13 protein-coding genes are annotated in these 15,214 nt (G+C 65.8%); 5 read left to right on the forward strand and 8 right to left on the reverse strand.

What is annotated here, in order from left to right:
* Positions 1–231 precede the first annotated feature (231 nt).
* Positions 232–2,292, forward strand: coding sequence for a M13 family metallopeptidase (locus tag ASD86_RS15555; protein ID WP_056112234.1), 2,061 nt, complete (start codon positions 232–234; stop codon positions 2,290–2,292).
* 215 nt (positions 2,293–2,507) lie between these two features.
* On the forward strand, positions 2,508–2,930 hold the full coding sequence (locus ASD86_RS15560) for a YqaA family protein (RefSeq protein WP_056112237.1): 423 nt from the start codon (positions 2,508–2,510) through the stop codon (positions 2,928–2,930).
* A 7-nt stretch (positions 2,931–2,937) separates the two neighbouring features.
* Here the strand turns inward: ASD86_RS15560 and ASD86_RS15565 are convergent, their stop codons facing one another.
* Together ASD86_RS15565 and ASD86_RS15570 are read right to left on the reverse strand one after the other, a co-directional pair.
* Complete coding sequence (locus ASD86_RS15565) at positions 2,938–3,828, reverse strand: hypothetical protein (protein ID WP_056112242.1); 891 nt, start codon at positions 3,826–3,828, stop codon at positions 2,938–2,940.
* Positions 3,825–5,609, reverse strand: a complete 1,785-nt coding sequence (locus ASD86_RS15570; RefSeq protein ID WP_157476704.1) for a caspase family protein — start codon at positions 5,607–5,609, stop codon at positions 3,825–3,827. Before ASD86_RS15570 ends, ASD86_RS15565 begins: the two co-directional genes overlap by 4 nt.
* Positions 5,610–5,743: 134 nt before the next feature.
* Between ASD86_RS15570 and ASD86_RS15575 the strand changes: the two genes are divergently transcribed.
* Complete coding sequence (locus tag ASD86_RS15575; RefSeq protein ID WP_056112821.1) at positions 5,744–6,664, forward strand: M14 family metallocarboxypeptidase; 921 nt, start codon at positions 5,744–5,746, stop codon at positions 6,662–6,664.
* Positions 6,665–6,712: 48 nt separating this feature from the next.
* Here ASD86_RS15575 and ASD86_RS15580 read toward each other — a convergent pair whose 3' ends face one another.
* From ASD86_RS15580 to ASD86_RS15610, 6 genes are all read right to left on the reverse strand, one after another.
* Complete coding sequence (locus tag ASD86_RS15580) at positions 6,713–7,492, reverse strand: DUF4019 domain-containing protein (protein WP_056112248.1); 780 nt, start codon at positions 7,490–7,492, stop codon at positions 6,713–6,715.
* Positions 7,493–7,732: 240 nt separating this feature from the next.
* The gene (locus ASD86_RS15585) at positions 7,733–8,572 is read right to left on the reverse strand and encodes an amidohydrolase family protein (protein ID WP_082578385.1); all 840 of its coding nucleotides are present in this window, start codon (positions 8,570–8,572) and stop codon (positions 7,733–7,735) included.
* A gap of 207 nt (positions 8,573–8,779) precedes the next feature.
* The gene (locus ASD86_RS15595) at positions 8,780–9,160 is read right to left on the reverse strand and encodes a hypothetical protein (RefSeq protein WP_056112256.1); all 381 of its coding nucleotides are present in this window, start codon (positions 9,158–9,160) and stop codon (positions 8,780–8,782) included.
* Positions 9,161–9,165: 5 nt separating this feature from the next.
* Positions 9,166–10,818 (reverse strand): tyrosinase family protein, encoded by a 1,653-nt coding sequence (locus ASD86_RS15600; protein ID WP_056112260.1) that lies wholly within the window; start codon positions 10,816–10,818, stop codon positions 9,166–9,168.
* Positions 10,819–11,247: 429 nt separating this feature from the next.
* Positions 11,248–12,435 carry a hypothetical protein gene (locus ASD86_RS15605; protein ID WP_082578386.1) on the reverse strand — a complete coding sequence of 396 codons (1,188 nt, stop codon included), beginning with the start codon at positions 12,433–12,435 and terminating at the stop codon, positions 11,248–11,250.
* Positions 12,436–12,559: 124 nt separating this feature from the next.
* Positions 12,560–13,063 carry a hypothetical protein gene (locus ASD86_RS15610; RefSeq protein ID WP_157476706.1) on the reverse strand — a complete coding sequence of 168 codons (504 nt, stop codon included), beginning with the start codon at positions 13,061–13,063 and terminating at the stop codon, positions 12,560–12,562.
* Between the two features lie 675 nt (positions 13,064–13,738).
* Here ASD86_RS15610 and ASD86_RS15615 point away from each other — a divergent pair.
* Positions 13,739–14,272 (forward strand): hypothetical protein, encoded by a 534-nt coding sequence (locus ASD86_RS15615; RefSeq protein WP_056112268.1) that lies wholly within the window; start codon positions 13,739–13,741, stop codon positions 14,270–14,272.
* A 76-nt stretch (positions 14,273–14,348) separates the two neighbouring features.
* Positions 14,349–15,200 (forward strand): hypothetical protein, encoded by an 852-nt coding sequence (locus ASD86_RS15620; protein ID WP_157476708.1) that lies wholly within the window; start codon positions 14,349–14,351, stop codon positions 15,198–15,200.
* Positions 15,201–15,214 lie beyond the last annotated feature (14 nt).

Genomic DNA, 15,214 nt, shown 5'->3' on the forward strand with positions numbered 1-15,214 from the left:
TATCCGGGTACAGAGATAGCCTGTTGGAAGCAGAGAATGCTGCGGAACCTGAGGGATAGGACTCATTTTTTGTGAGTCCAGCGCTCGGGACCCTTCGCGCTCCGGCCCGACTAACCGACCGGTTCAAAGGACCTCGCTGGGGACGAGAGCGGAGCCTGGCTCCCAACCAACGGCCCACGACACCCCCGCACCCACTGAGCTAGTCTCCTGTCTTTCCACCGGGGACCGCCCATGAAGCCTTCACGTTTGAGTCTTAGCCTGGCGCTGGCCGCCACACTCGCCGTTTCGTCCGCCCACGCCGCCGGCAGCGGGGCCAAGGGCAAGCCGCAGTTGGGCAGCTTCGGCGTCGACCTGAGCGCGCAGGACAAGAGCGTCAAGCCCGGCGACGATTTCAATCGCTATGTCAGCGGCCATTGGCTCGACAATTATCAGTTGAAGGACTACGAGACCTCGTACGGCTCGTTCAACATGCTGCGCGATCAGTCCGAGGCGCAGGTGCACGCGATCATCGAATCGCTGCGGCAGCGCAAGGACCTGGCGCCCGGCAGCGACGCGCAGAAGCTGCGCGACTACTACGCCAGCTACATGGACCGCGCCGCGCGCGATGCCGCCGGGATCGCGCCGCTCAAGCCGGTGCTGGACAAGATCGCGGCGATCGATTCGAAGGGCGCGTTGGTCGATGCCTTCGGCGCCAACGACCTCGACGGCACCACCTCGCCGCTGCGCTTCGGCGTCGATCTGGATCGCAAGGACCCGGATAAGTACCTGGTCGGTCTACGCGTCGGCGGCCTTGGCTTGCCGGATCGCGATTACTACCTCAATCAGGACGCGCGTTTCGTCGGCATCCGCACCGCGTATCTGGCGCATATCGAACGCATGCTCGGCTTCGCCGGAGTGAAGGACGCCAAGGCGCGCGCGCAGGCCGTGCTGGCGCTGGAAACCGAACTGGCCAAGCCGCAATGGGAACGCGCGCAGTTGCGTGATCGCGACAAGACCTACAACGTCGCGACCTTCGCCGAACTGGGCACGAAGTACCCGGGTTACGACTGGGCCGCGCAGGCCAAGGCGCAAGGTCTGCCGGCGCTGGATCGGGTCAACGTGGTCACTCCGAGCGCGGTGGAGCCGGTGGTGCAGGTGATCGAACGCACGCCGCTGCCGGTGTGGCGCGATTACCTGAGCTTCCACGCGGTGCGCAACAACGCCTCGCTGCTCAGCCGCGAGATCGACGATGCGGCGTTCGCGTTCAACGGCACCGTGCTCAGCGGCCAGAAGGCTCAGCGCGACGATTGGAAGCGCGCGGTGGCCGCGGTCACCGGCAGCGACGGCCTGGGCGATGCGATGGGCAAGCTCTACGTCGAGAAGCATTTCTCGCCGCAGGCCAAGGCGGCGATGCAGGAATTGGTCGAGAACCTGCGCAAGGCGCTGCGCAGCAATATCGAGAAGATCGACTGGATGGGCGATGCGACCAAGGCCGAGGCCTATCGCAAGCTGTCGACCTTCCGTCCGAAGGTGGGTTATCCGGACAAGTGGCGCGACTACGCCAGCGTCAGCATCGTGCCCGGCGATCTGATGGCCAACGTGATGCAGTTGCGCCGTTACGGCCGCAACGATCAGGTCCGTCGCATCGGTACCCGTCCGGACCGCGACGAGTGGTTCATGACGCCGCAGACGGTCAATGCGTACTACAACTCGACCTTCAACGAGATCGTGTTCCCGGCCGGCATCCTGCAGGCGCCGTTCTTCGATCTCAACGCCGATCCGGCGGTGAACTACGGCGGCATCGGCGCGGTGATCGGCCACGAAATGGGCCACGGGTTCGACGATCAGGGCAGCAAGTCGGATTCGGCCGGCATCCAGCGCAACTGGTGGACCGACGCCGACCGCGCCGGTTTCGAACAGCGCACCAAGGCGCTGGGAGCGCAGTACAACGCGTTCTGTCCGCTGCCGGGCCAGTGCGTCAACGGCGCGCTGACCATGGGCGAGAACATCGGCGACCTCGGCGGCATTTCGATGGCCTACACCGCGTATCAGCTCAGCCTTAACGGTAAGCCAGCGCCGGTGATCGACGGGCTGACCGGCGATCAGCGTTTCTTCCTGTCGTGGGGCCAGATCTGGAAGGGCAAGTACCGCGACGAGGCGTTGCTCAATCTGATCAAGACCAACCCGCATTCGCCGTCGCAGTACCGCGCGAACGGGCCGCTGCGCAATTTCGATCCCTGGTACAAGGCGTTCGATGTGAAGCCGGAGGACAAGATGTTCGTCGCGCCGGAGCAGCGGGTGCGGATCTGGTGATTCGGGCGCGGCCTGGGGTTGCGGGTCGCGGGTGAAGGCGAGGGGGCGGGTTTGCCGGCCGGTGGGGCGGTGGATTCGCCCTTTCGTTTTTTTGGTTTGTGGGTTCTTGGAGATAGGGCGGTGGCGGGGTGGTTGCGGGTTCGTGGTCGCGGCTCGCGCCGTTCCTACATGAGCCCCTGGTAGGAGCGGNNCACCGACGTCACTGCAAGCATCCAATGGTCTATCTGGGATTGTTCGCTGCGGCCTTCATTGCCGCCACCTTGCTGCCCGCGCAATCCGAAGCGCTGTTGGCGGGCTTGATCGTGGACGGCTATGCGCTGTGGGCGTTGCTGCTGGTCGCCAGCGTCGGCAATGTGCTGGGTTCAATGCTCAACTGGTGGCTAGGCCGCGAGTTGACGCGTTTCAGCGACCGGCGCTGGTTTCCGGTCAAGCCCGGGGCGCTGGCGCGCGCCCGGGCCTGGTACGGCTGCTGCGGAAAATGGAGCCTGCTGCTGAGCTGGCTGCCGGTGGTCGGCGATCCGTTGACCTTGGCCGCTGGAGTGATGCGCGAACGCCTGTCCACGTTCCTCGTGTTGGTGAGCATCGCCAAGACCGCGCGTTACGCGGTCGTGGCGGCGATCGCCTTGCGCTACGTCTGAAGTCCGCTCAGACCAACGCGTCGTAGATCCGCTTCGCCACGGCCTTGTCGTCGAGGTAGCCGATGATCCCGTGCTGGTTGTCGGTCCAGTTGTCGACGTCGCCCTTGTTCTCGATCGCCGGAGTGATCGCGAAGTTGTCCTTGTCCAGCGGGTTGAGCGAGACCACGTCGTCGGGATCGTAGGCGTTGAACCACGCCGTCACGCTGGCCGGATGGCCGATCGGGCGCAGCTTGCTGCGCAGGGCGCGGATGCCCAGCGGCGATCCGAGCGTGACCAGCAGCGGCACGCGCCAGGCCTGGCCTTCCTTCTCCAGCCGGCGCAGCAGGGTGTAGCCGACCACTGTGCCCAGCGAATGCGCGACCACGACGTTCTCCTGCGCCAGGTCCATGGCCTGAAGCACGCCGTCCTCGATATGCGCGCGCAGGTTCGCCTTGCTCAGGTATTGATGCACATCGTTGGTCAGCAGGGCGATCATCGCGCTGCCGCCGTTGGTGCGTTTGTCGATCGCGCGCAGCACCGCCTGCACCCAGGGCCAGTTCTGCGGTCCGCGTTCGATCACCGCGGCTTGCGCGGGGTCGAGCTCCTGTTCGATCTCTTCGTCGCTGATCTCGGCCGCGTCGATGTACTCCTGCAGCATCGCCGACAGAAAGGCCTGCGCCGCCGCGTCGTCCTTCGCGCCCTTGACGATGATCTTGGCCGCGTCTTCGGCGCTGGCGCCATCGACCATCTGCTGCAGAGTGTCGCCATAAAACGGGAAGCGGATGCGATCCTCGGGGATCGGCAGTTCCAGGCCGCTCTTGGCCAGACCCTTCTTCCACGCATCGATCCAGGTCGCTTTCAGCGTCGCCGCGTCCTTGCCGGCTTGCGATCGTCCGTGAATGAACACCAGTTGCTTCATGACATGGCTCCGAGAGTGAGATGTGAGGACTGTTCGGCGGCGCGGCGCATCCATGCGCGGATGGCCTGGACGCCTTCGGGGGTGTACAGCGACCACAACGACGGCCGCAGTTGCTGGCGCAGGCCGTCGAGTTCGGTGGGAATGCGTCCGCTCAGTGCGCCGGTCAGGGCCCAACCTTGCGACAGCATCGGCAACGCGGGCATCACGGCATCGGCGAGCCCGGCGTCCTTGAGCAGGCCGCGCGAGAGCAGGGCGAGGTCGTACAGGCGCACGTGCATGCGCTCTTGCAGATAGCCTTGCATCTGCTCGATGCGACGGAACTGGCCGATGTCGTGATACGCGTACGCGGCGTACACGGCCAGCGCGGGGTCCTGGAACTTCAGGTTCTGCATGCGCACCGCGAGCGCGTCGGCGTCGTCGGATTCGAGCGCGAACACGCCCAGCGACGAGGCCTTGAGGATCGCCTGGCGCAGGTAGTCGAGTTCCTCGCGGCTCAGCGACGCATCGGATTCGTCGGCCGGTTCGTACCAGACTTCGTCCAGGCCGCGCTCGTGCAGGCGCAGCACGCCGACGAAGCCGGCGATGACCGGCAACAACACGCCGCTGCCGTCGTCGAATTCGATCAGCGCCTGGCTCTGGCGTTCGTCGGTATCCACGCTGACGGTGACGGCATCGCCTTCCTCGCCGAGATGGGCGGCGCCGTCGGTGCAGGTCACGCCGGTCACGCCGCGGCCGTGGATCTCGAAGCCGGGTTTTTCCGGCAGCGGTTGCGGGCGCCGATCGCCGAGGACGCGGGCCATGCTCTTGAGCATCACGGTGGCGTTCTTGGAAATGCCGCGGCCGGTGAGAGTCTTGACCTCGACCGCGGTGGTCGCGGCGCGGCCGCGGCTGTCGTTACGCAGGGCTTCCTCGACGACCAACTGCGCGACTTCGCGGGTCGACAACGGCGCCGCCGTGTCCGGCGGCGTCGCGTTGATCTCGTCGATGTCCGGCGGTGTGGTGGTGGCGGGCACCGACGGCGGCAGGCTGGCCAGCCAGGCTTCGTCTTCGGAGGTGATGCGCGCGTCGGGCGTCTGCGAGGTCGACAGCGACAAGCCGCTGGTCTTCAACTTGTCCCAGACTTTTTTCGGCAGCGCTTTCTTGAGCGGGCGCGGCCGCACCCGGCCGCCGCGGATGGCTTCGGGAATCTTGCCGTTCAAGGCGTCGAGCAGCGCCTCGGTGAACATCGCCTGGTATTGCTGGCCCTGTTCGGACTGCTGTACCTCCAGCGCGGGCGCGCCCAGCGAGGTGGCGAAAAAGATGTCGACCGAGCGCTCCAGCTCGGCGTCTTCGATGTTGGGAAAGATGTCGCTGCCGATGATGCGGCCGTATTGCACGCCCTGAGTCGGGGTCCTGCAAGCATCGGACAGGAACACCACGTGCTCGAACGCGCCGGCGCGGGCCAGCGACACGTTGCCTTCGATATTGACCGCGGCGGCGGCGTTCACCGGCGCGTCCGACAGCAGCCAGTACTCCTGGCGGTTGTTGACCACGCCGTGGCCGGAGAAGTACACGATCAGCTGCTCGATCGTGTCGCGGTCGGCCAGCGCCTTGATGTCGTTGAACAAATCGGCGGCGGTCACTTTGAGGCCGCCAGCGTCGGTGCGGCGGATGATCTGGTCGTCGGGAATGCCCTGGCGCCTGGCCCAGGCCTCCATCTTGTCGATCGACGACTCGACCGCCTTGAGCTTGCCCAAGCCGCCGGCCTGGCTTACGCCGATCAAAAGCACTGCTCTGTTCATTGTCGCCCGTCCCTGCGAATGCGCGTCCGGCCTCAATCATGACGTAAGCGGGGCCGCATTTCGGCCACGCCGCGGGAGGCCGCGACGACGATGGTAAAATGCCGGTCTTCCCGCCAACCAGCCAGAGCGACGCGATGACCGCCCCAGCCTTCTATCCGATCGGTACGCCCGGCCAGCCTTGGACCGCCGCCGAGGTCGCGCAGTGGCGATCGACCCAGATCCGCCAGCGCAGCTACGAGGCCGACGTGCTGAGCGTGATCGAGACGCTGCGCCCGCGTTTCGAAGTGGTGCAGTACGGTCGCCTGGACTACGCGCCCGACAGCTATCCGCTGTTCGCGCTCAAGAGCCGCGACTGGCGCGACGACCTGCCGACCATGCTGGTGACCGGCGGCGTGCACGGCTATGAAACCAGCGGCGTGCACGGCGCGCTGTTGTTCGCGCAGCGTCATGCCGCCGACTACGCCGGCCGCGCCAATGTGTTGATCGCGCCATGCATCAGCCCTTGGGCCTACGAGCGGATTCACCGTTGGAACGTCGACGCGATCGATCCGAACCGCTCGTTCCGCGACGACAGCCCGGCGCGCGAATCGGCCGCGCTGATCGAACTGGTCGCGCCGCTGCGCGCTGGCGTGCTGATGCATATCGACCTGCACGAGACCACCGACAGCGACGAATCCGAGTTCCGTCCGGCGCTGGCGGCGCGCGACGGCAAGCCGTACGAGCCGGGCGAAATCCCCGATGGGTTCTACCTGGTCGGCGACAGCGAGGACCCGCAGCCCGAATTCCAGCAGGCGGTGGTCGCGGCGGTGGCGCTGGTCACCCACATCGCCCCGGCCGACGCCAACGGCGAGATCATCGGCGCCACCGTGGTCGCGCCGGGCGTGATCAATTACCCGGTGCGCTCGCTGGGCCTGTGCGCCGGCATCACCGACGCGCGCTACCGCACCACCACCGAGGTCTACCCCGACAGCCCGCGTGCCACGCCGGAGCAATGCAACGCGGCGCAAGCGGCGGCGGTGTGCGCGGCGATTGATTTCGCGCTGGCGAAGGGTTGATCGCGGCGCGCTCGATGATTGAGGCGTGTGGCGCGCCTCAATCACGCCTCAATCGCGGCAACCGAGCGGTTTGCGAAACGCGTGCAGGTCGGCCGCGGCAATCTTGCTGGCGGTTTCGTTAGACACCTGACCCTCCTCCTCGCGCACGAGGCGGTAGCTGCCGTCGGCTTCCCGATACCACATCGCGTAGCCGCAGTAGAAGCCGGCGTGTCGGTAATCGCCGCGGTAGTCGGCTGCGACATAGCGGCCTTTGCGTGGCGCGCCCTGCGGATTGTCGTACCAAGTCAGGCGCACGACTTGGCGCTCGGCCGGCTGGCCGGCCTGCTGGTTGAAAGCCGCGCGCGACTCGCTCCAGTCCGGGGGCATGGAGAGCTTGGCTTCTTCGGTCTGCATCGAACGCGCCTTGGCGAAATCGCCAGTGTCCTTGGCCAAGAGGTAAGCCAGCGTGGTTTCCCTCACCCGACGTTCGTCGTCCGCCGTGGCGGGGGCGTTGGGCGCCGCAACGGCCGTGGGGTCCGGCGTCGCGGCAGCGCCGCAATCCACCTGTTGAGTAAAGGTCTGTTCGCCCGCCTGCGGCTCTTCGGGGCCCAGCCGCGTGGTCGATTCGAATCGATGCGGACCCCACTGCCAAGTCCGGCCTTCGCAGGCTTGGTCTGCGACAGGGCGGAGCATCGATTGCACGCGAATGGCGTCGATGCCGGCCGGCAACCGCACGGTGAGATCGTACCGGTCTTGCGAGATTCGATGTGTCTCCACCTGCAGGTTGGTGGCGGCGATGGCGGTCGGCGCCAGCACTGCGATCAGCAGTGCGCGTGGAATCGTTCGCATGGTGATGTCCCCTTTTCGCCAGGGTACGAGAATAGCGCGACATTGGCGCGGATGATCTCTGTCGTTCATCGATGTGGCAACGGGCGCAATAAGCGGTGTCGAGAACCGCTCAGTCGCCGGTCACACAGGAGTGGCGCGCACTAACCGGTCTATTTTTTCCAGCCACGCCGATAGCAGTCGACCTATCCAGCCCTATCCGGCTCGGCAGGTCGTTGCCCACCCAGGCCTGGATAGATGCATTCATAGACGCCTATCGCCAAACAGTCGGTTGGCGTTGTCCCAGCGGATCTTGCGTTTTTCTTCGGCGGTCAGGTCAAGTTTTTCCAACGCATCCACCGCCTGCTTGAGCGATAGCTGCGGATAGTCCGAGCCCAGCATCACGTTGTCGATGCCGACGTTGCGGATCGTCCAGACGAACTCGGCTTCCAGCGGCGAATCGGCCACCAGCACGGCGGTGGCCGAGATGTCGAAATGGATGTTGTCGAAGAAGAAATCCTTCGCCGTCCTGGCCATGAACAGCGAGTTCCAGAAACGGAAATCCAGGCCGCCCATGTGGGCGAAGACGAAATGGGTCTTGGGCAATTGCACCGCCAGGTTGAACAAATTCTGGCTGTCGCCCGGGACGATATTGAAGTTATCGAACAAGACCGCGACGCCCAGCTCGCCGGCCAATTTGCACAGCGCGCGCACTCTGGGATCGGTGATGTCGAATTTCTGGGTGTGCGGGTGCAGCTTGATCGCTTTCACGCCCAGGCCGGCGAGCCGCTTTAATTCATCGATCGCGGCCTGGTCGTCCAGCGGATGCACCGAGGCGATCGGCATCAGCTTCGGGTAGCGCTTGGACAGCGCGATCAGTTCGTCGTTCTTCGCCCGCGTCTGCGCCAGTTCGCCCTTGACCGCCATGTGGATGCCGCTGTGGCGGGCGACCTGTTGATGGGTCGACTCCAACTGGTCGTAGTACTCGCGCAGCGATTTTTCGCCCTGCCATACATGGACGTGGACATCGAAGACTTCATCCTGGGCCAGCGCGAGTTGAGGCAGGCAAAGCAGGAGCAAGGCCAGGGCGGGATGGTTGAGCATGGCGGCGGTCTCTGGACGGGGCGGGCCGGTCGTCGGCCGGGAAGGCGCGGGCCAACTGCCGTATCGCATTTCTTTTCGTCCGAGGCAACGTTCCCGTCGCTGATCGATGGGTGTATCGAGTTCACGGGTGTGTCGGCCGCAGCCCTTTGCTGAGCATTCATGCCGGGGTGACGTTTAGCATCGAAACACTTCGGCTCGGGTGTCCGCTCATTTGTTCACGATCAAGCGCACCTCTCGCACCTCATCCACATTCGCATCCCGCGCCGCTCCGCCGGCCGGCGTGGTGATCAGCCGAATGCGCACCCCACCGTCGCGAATCGCATCGGCGGGCAACGGAACGGTGTAGGTTCCCGCCTCGCGTCCTGGGCGAATGGCGTGCGGCGAGATCACGCCGAGACGGCGGCCGCGGTCGGTGCTCAGTTCGATCTCCTGTCCGCTGGCCAGCGCGCCCAGCCGCACTTCCAGATAGACGCGGTCGGCGGCGTCGAGCGCGCGCGGAAGCGTGAGCGTGCGTACGCCACCGCTCGCCACGCACCCGCCCTGCGCGAGCAGCAGGGCGAGTGCGAGGGCGATCGCGCCGCGTTGCATGGCGATCAGCCGGCCGGCTTGATCGACACGCCGCGCACCGGCACCGGATCGGCCGGTTGCTGGCCCGACGGCGCCAGGCGGATGTTGAACTGCGCGTTCGCGCCGAGCAGTTTGGCGTTGGAGAACGCGCGCAGGGTCTTGGGCAAGGGAACGGCGAAGGTGGCCGAATGCGACATCGCCATGTTCGGCATGGTCGGGCCGAAGAAGGCGAGGGTGCCGGCGTAGTACGGGCTATTCGCATCGACCCGCTCGACATCGGCCGGCGCGTTGACCAGCACGTCGAATTCGCGCGTGACCGCCAGACCTTCCGGACGGTCCAAGGTGACTTCGGCGATCAACGAAGCCGGCTGCGCGCTGGCCAGATGCTGCTCGACCAGGGTGTTGGGCAGCAGCACCGAGGCCGCGCCGGCTTCGATGCCGCCCTTGATCACGCCGTATTTTGTCGCCCCGGATTTGCGCTTGGGCACGATCGGCAACTCGCTGCCGAAACCCGGGCCGTAGTCGTAGTCGAACACGCTGGTACTGACATAGTCGCCGGCTTTGCTGGGGCCGACGAAGCCGCCGTCGCCGTCGACGTAGAACAGGAACGGCTCGACCATGAAGGTCGCCAAGTCCGCGCCGGTCGGCAGGATAGGCAGGCCCGCGGCGAGCTGTTTCTTGGTCCACAGGTCCCACAGCCGATCCATATTGGAGTGGTGCAGGTAGAAGATCGGATCGATCGGCGACAGGAAGTTGGTCATGTTGCCGTACGGACCCGGGTCGATCGCGCCGACACCGCCGATGTAGTTGTGCACCTTGTTGTGCGGGAAGCCTTCGAGGATCGAGAAGTTGGTCGAGCCGTCGGGCTGCACCAGGTGGGTGGCGGTCTTGGAACTGGCGAAGCTGTTGCTGATGCTGGGATCGTAGAACAGCGTCGGCGTCAGTCCGGAACTGACGATGTCGGGCGACACGTCGTAGGCGGTCTTCGCGTCGAGCTTGGGATTGGAGCGCGACAGATAGCGCGCGCCGCAGGTGATGGCGTAGCTCTGGTTGCCCGACAGGCCGGCTTTTTGCGCGAGGCTGTATCCGGTGACGTCGTTCCAGGCGTCGTCGAAGGTCGGATAGCCGCGCGAGTTCAGTTGCGCGCGCTGATCGCTGCTCAGGCTGTTCCAGTACTTCAGCAGCGAGGGTTTGACGAACTCGGTGAACTTGAGCAGGTTACCGGTGAACGGCGAATAGGCGCTGTCGGTGGGGGTCAACACACCGTTGAACATGCCGGCAGGAATTTCCGGATGCCGGGTCCAGTCCCAGAACGGCATGGCGAAGCTGGCGTCGCCGCTGAGCTTGCGGATGCTGCGTTCGAAGTAGCCCACATAGCCGCGATGCCAGACGTAGAACCACCAGTTGCCGTGCGGACAATCCAGGAAGTGGGTGAAGGCGTTGCGGAACCAGTTGTGCGGATGTTCGGCCGGCAGTTTGAGCATGGCTTCGACGCCGCGCGCGTAGCTGATCAGCATGCGTTGGCCTTCGGGCGTGGCGACATCGTGGCGGCGGTAGCGCGCGGTCGGGTCCGAGCCCTGCGCGTCGGGGCCGGCGGCGAGCAACGAACCGAGCGGAAGCATCGTGCCGGCCACGGCGGTGGCGGCGGTGGTCATGAAGTCGCGGCGTGTGTAGCGCATCGAGTGGTGCTCCCCTGTGGTGGTGGCGATCGGCGATCCATCGCGGGCGCGTCGCCGCGGGCGCTCGGTGTCGACGGTCGGCGTCGACGGTCGGCGCCGCGCCGATCAGGATCGGGCGTTCTCTGTGTGAACGGGCCGGCCACGGGGTAACGGACACAAACCGCGCGCGAGCTTGCGATTTGCAATTGAGATCACAAAAGCAGGGGCGGTGGATGCGGTGTGTTGCTCAACCGCGACCGGACCGAGAGGTTGTCCGGGGGAGCTCGCGCGAGGGTTTCGCTTCGGTCGGCAGTTCGCCGCAGGATCAGATGCGCTCGGACATCAACGGTCTGACGGTGCTGCTGCGGGCGATCCGGTGGGCCCGGCCAGGGGCGATCGCGACACCGGCACGATTCGTTCGTGCCGGTGTCATGGGCGAATACCGGTGTATCAGCGATTCACCGCCGGACCGTTGACGCCGACGTAGCCGTTCGCGCAACCGGTGGTGCAGGTGGTGGCGAGCATGTTGTAGACGATGCGGCCGGCATTGGTCTTGGAGCGGAAATGACCGATGCCGTTGCTGGTGTCGCCGCCGCCGGCGTTGTACGGGCTGCCGTCGCTCCAGTCCCAGTCGTAGGCGTAGGCGCTGCTGCCGACGCCGATGTCGACCTGCGCCTTGACGTTGCTCGCCGCGGTGAACAGCGCGCCGCTGCTGCAGCCGGCCGAGTAGCTGGTGGTGAAGCACTGCACCTGGTCGTAGAGGCCGGCGGTGATGGTGTAGAACGAAATCGAGCTGTACATGCTCGGCATCGCGCGCAGGCTGTTGCTGCCGCTGCCGGTCCAGCGGTTGTAGCCGTAATAGGCCACGCCGCTGCTCGGGTACAGGCCGAAGGTGTAGTAGTCGTACGGGAACACATAGGCCTCGGCGTTGCAGGTCGGCGCGTACGGCGACTGGTAACCGGTGCTCAGGCAGGTCTGCAGGCCGCGCAGGCCGCCGCCGATGTTGACGAAGCGGCGCACGCTGGCCTGGTAGCCGTGGTACTTCAACATCGCCAGGGTCATCGACGAGCCCAGCGAGTGGGTGACGATATCGACCTGGCTGCGGCCGGTGTAGGTCTTCACCTTGTCGATGAAGGTCTTGAGGATCTGGTACTTGGCCGGCTGGTGGTAGTTGTTCTGCGGCGAGCCGCGCTCGTCGGCATTGAGGTAGGTGACGCCGAACAGTTCGCAATCGTTGTAGCCGCGCGCCTTGAGTTCGTCGTAGACCGAATTGGCCGGCGTGGCGTAGCCGCTGACCGCGGCGGGCGGCATGTCGAAGCTGATCGCGCTGTCGCCGTTGCCGGCCACGAACACCACCGGCGTGCGCGTTGCGATGCAATCGCCGCCGCCGAAGCCGCCGCTGCCCACGCCGGGGCTGAAGCCGCCGGCGTATTGGCTGGCGGTGCCCAGGCAGGTGTAGCCGTTATTGCTGCCGCAGTCCAAGGCCTGCGCGCTCGATGGCATCAGCAGCGCGCCGCCGCCCACCACAGGCAACAGCAAGGCGAGTGCGAAGCCCGAGGCAGCCGCGGATCGGCGACGAACATCGGTCAGAGCGGACGATACGAGCGTGAGCGTGTTCGTAAGCGTGTTGCGGAACATGAGCGCCTCCCCAGGCTGTTCGACGACAACGGATCGGATCGCGTCGATGGTGGGCCGGGGGAGGCGGGTTGGGTATTGCACCTATGGGCGAGGGGTCGCGGTGCGAACCGCGGCCGTCGTCGCGTTATCGCCCGGCCTGCTTCAACGAAGCGCAGCCGCACGAAGATTGCGCGCTCGCCGGAAACAGATCGAGCAGGGCGCGGTGAATCTCGACGACGCATTGGAACGCGACCTCGGACGGCGGCGCCGCGCCATCGGCATAGCAATACTCGATGCCGTCGTCGGTGGTGCATACGGCCATGTCGGGCATGTCGGTGTCGTACAGATGATACGAGTCGCTGCCGCCCGAACGCGTGCCGATCAGTTCGGTCGCGCAGGTGAAGGGCGCCGGAAACGCCGGGATCGGGGCTTCGCAATGCTCGCTCAGGCCGAGCACGATGGTCGCGGTAACCACGGTTTTCTGATCAATCGTGTCGACGGCGCAGACCGCGCTAGCGACCGTGGGCGCGAGCAACGCGGCGAGCCATGCGCCGGCCAGCAGACATCGTCGCGGCGCCCGGCGGGCGAGTGAGGCGTTACGAGTAAACGCAGGGTTCTTGGTCGTTGGACTGTGGCGGATCGGCTTCATCGCACGCTCCCGTTGGCGCTCTTTCGAGCGTAGGACAAGGGATTGGGCGGGCGCAGGGGCTGTCCTGAGAGGCGGCCGTGATCCACGCCGGCCTGTTGTCGCAGTCAGCCTAGTCGCGGAGTTTCCCGGAAACTGTGATGCGCGATAGCGCGATCGACGCAGCGCGCCATTCAGTGCCGGGCAGGCGACGGACGGCTGGAAACATCGGCGAATCGTGAGAAACGGTTATCGACGGCGGTGCCTCCGAAATCGTGGTGTCGCGGGCGAGAAGAAGCGGCGTTGGGCGGTTGTGGCGTAGCGGCATGGCTCGCGGCACGGTGCGTTGGAACTCATTCGTCACCCTATCGGCGCGACCGGATGGACCTCGTCGGCCGCCGTCGCCGCGGATCGCCGCATTTGCCGAGTCGGCCGTGTCCGTGCCCGGATTTGGTCGCCGAACAGGCGCGGGTTACCATGCAAGCGCGATTTCATCGCCATTGTGTTCGTTCCCGCGCATCCGCGCTTGCGGCTCGCGCACCGTTCCGCCGACATCGACGCCGCCCATGACTCACGGCGGCGCGAGGTCGCGCGCGATCGATCTGGACGACCGCGTTCGTCATCGGCTTCGATACCCGCGGATCGCGCAAGGGCGCGGTCCGGCATCGGAAGCATTCACCTCACTGAAAGGACATCGTCTTGAAGAAGTTTCGTTCCCTCGTACTGATCGGCCTGCTGTCGTTGCTCGTCGCCGCATGTTCCAGCGGCGGCCGCAGCACCATGACCCCCGACGAATACCTGCTGCACAACGTGTCGGCCTGGAACGGCGTGACCGAATACGTCAACCGTTGGACCGGCGGCGAACAGGGCGAGGCCTTGACCCGGTCGCTGCAGGAACGCAAGGGCCTGAAGCAGTACGCCAGCCCGCTGGGCCATGCGCGCGCCGAGCTGGCGCAGGTGCTGGTACAGGTGCAGACCTTCCCGCCGCCAGAGGATGCGGTGGCGCTGCGCGACCTGACCGTGACCTATCTGAAGACCGCCGACAGCCTGTACGAGACGATGCAGAAGGTCGCCGCGTTGCCGGACGGTTTCGCCGACGAACAGTTCGCGCCGCTGGGCGGCGAGCTCGAGCGTCTGGGCAAGGCGCTGGACAGCCAGATGAGCGCTTTGAACGACGCCCAGATGGCCTACGCCAAGAAGCACAAGATTCAGCTGCAGCAGTCCAGCGGCTGAGCACGACGCCGCGAATGACGAAGGCCGGCCGCCGGGAGGCGCCGGCCTTTTTCATGCGCGATGGTGGGCTTGCGGCGTGCATGCCGGCCGCGCGTCGACCCGCCGCGATGTGCGCCGCGCGGCGGCAATGTCGCCAGGGCATCGCCTGCGAGCCGCCGCTCGCCTACCATGGTCGGACTTCCGTCGCTTCCCGTCCTGTCTCCGCCGGCCCATGACCACTTCCCTGATCGTCGTCGATGATTTCCTCGAACAAGCGGCGGAACTGCGCGAAGCGGCCCTCGCGACATCATCGAGCGCGACGGCATCGCTCACTTTTCACCGCAGCGGCGGCGCAACCGCGCTTGCCGCACCGACACACCGTCCGGTGCTCACGCGCCCCGGACGCGATCTTCCAAGGCAGGAACCTCGCATGCAATCGAAAATCAAGGCAATCACTTCGACCACCCTCGCGCTGCTCATCGCCACCTCGCCCCTCGCCAGCGCCCAAGGCGGGCAGACGATGGAAAGCGGCCTGATCGACGCCTTGCGCTTCGACGCTAAGCGTCAGGAGCGCGTCGCTCCCTCCGGTCCGGCGCTGCAGGCCTACATCCGCGCGGGTTATCTTGACGCCAAGCCCAACGCGCGCGCCGACTACACCGATTATCGGCTGGTGAAGAAGCCGGCGACCCTGATGGGTCATACCTTGGTGGTGATCGAAGAGGAGTACATGAGCGCCTACATCGGCTGCTGCGTCAGCGAAGGCGTCGGCGTGACCGTGCGGCTGGACGGCGACGCCGGCAAGCTCAAGGCGTTCGCGAAGGACAACGCCTGCAGCTATAGCGAGATCAACGATCCCGGCGCGGAGTTGAAGCACTTCGATATCGCCAACGACCTGCCCAAGGGCAAGTACGCCAGCCTGAGTTGCCGCGAGCGCGACAGCCAGCGTTGAGGCAGGGTGCGCAT

Source organism: Lysobacter sp. Root690 (assembly GCF_001427785.1).
Classification (GTDB): Bacteria; Pseudomonadota; Gammaproteobacteria; order Xanthomonadales; family Xanthomonadaceae; genus Lysobacter.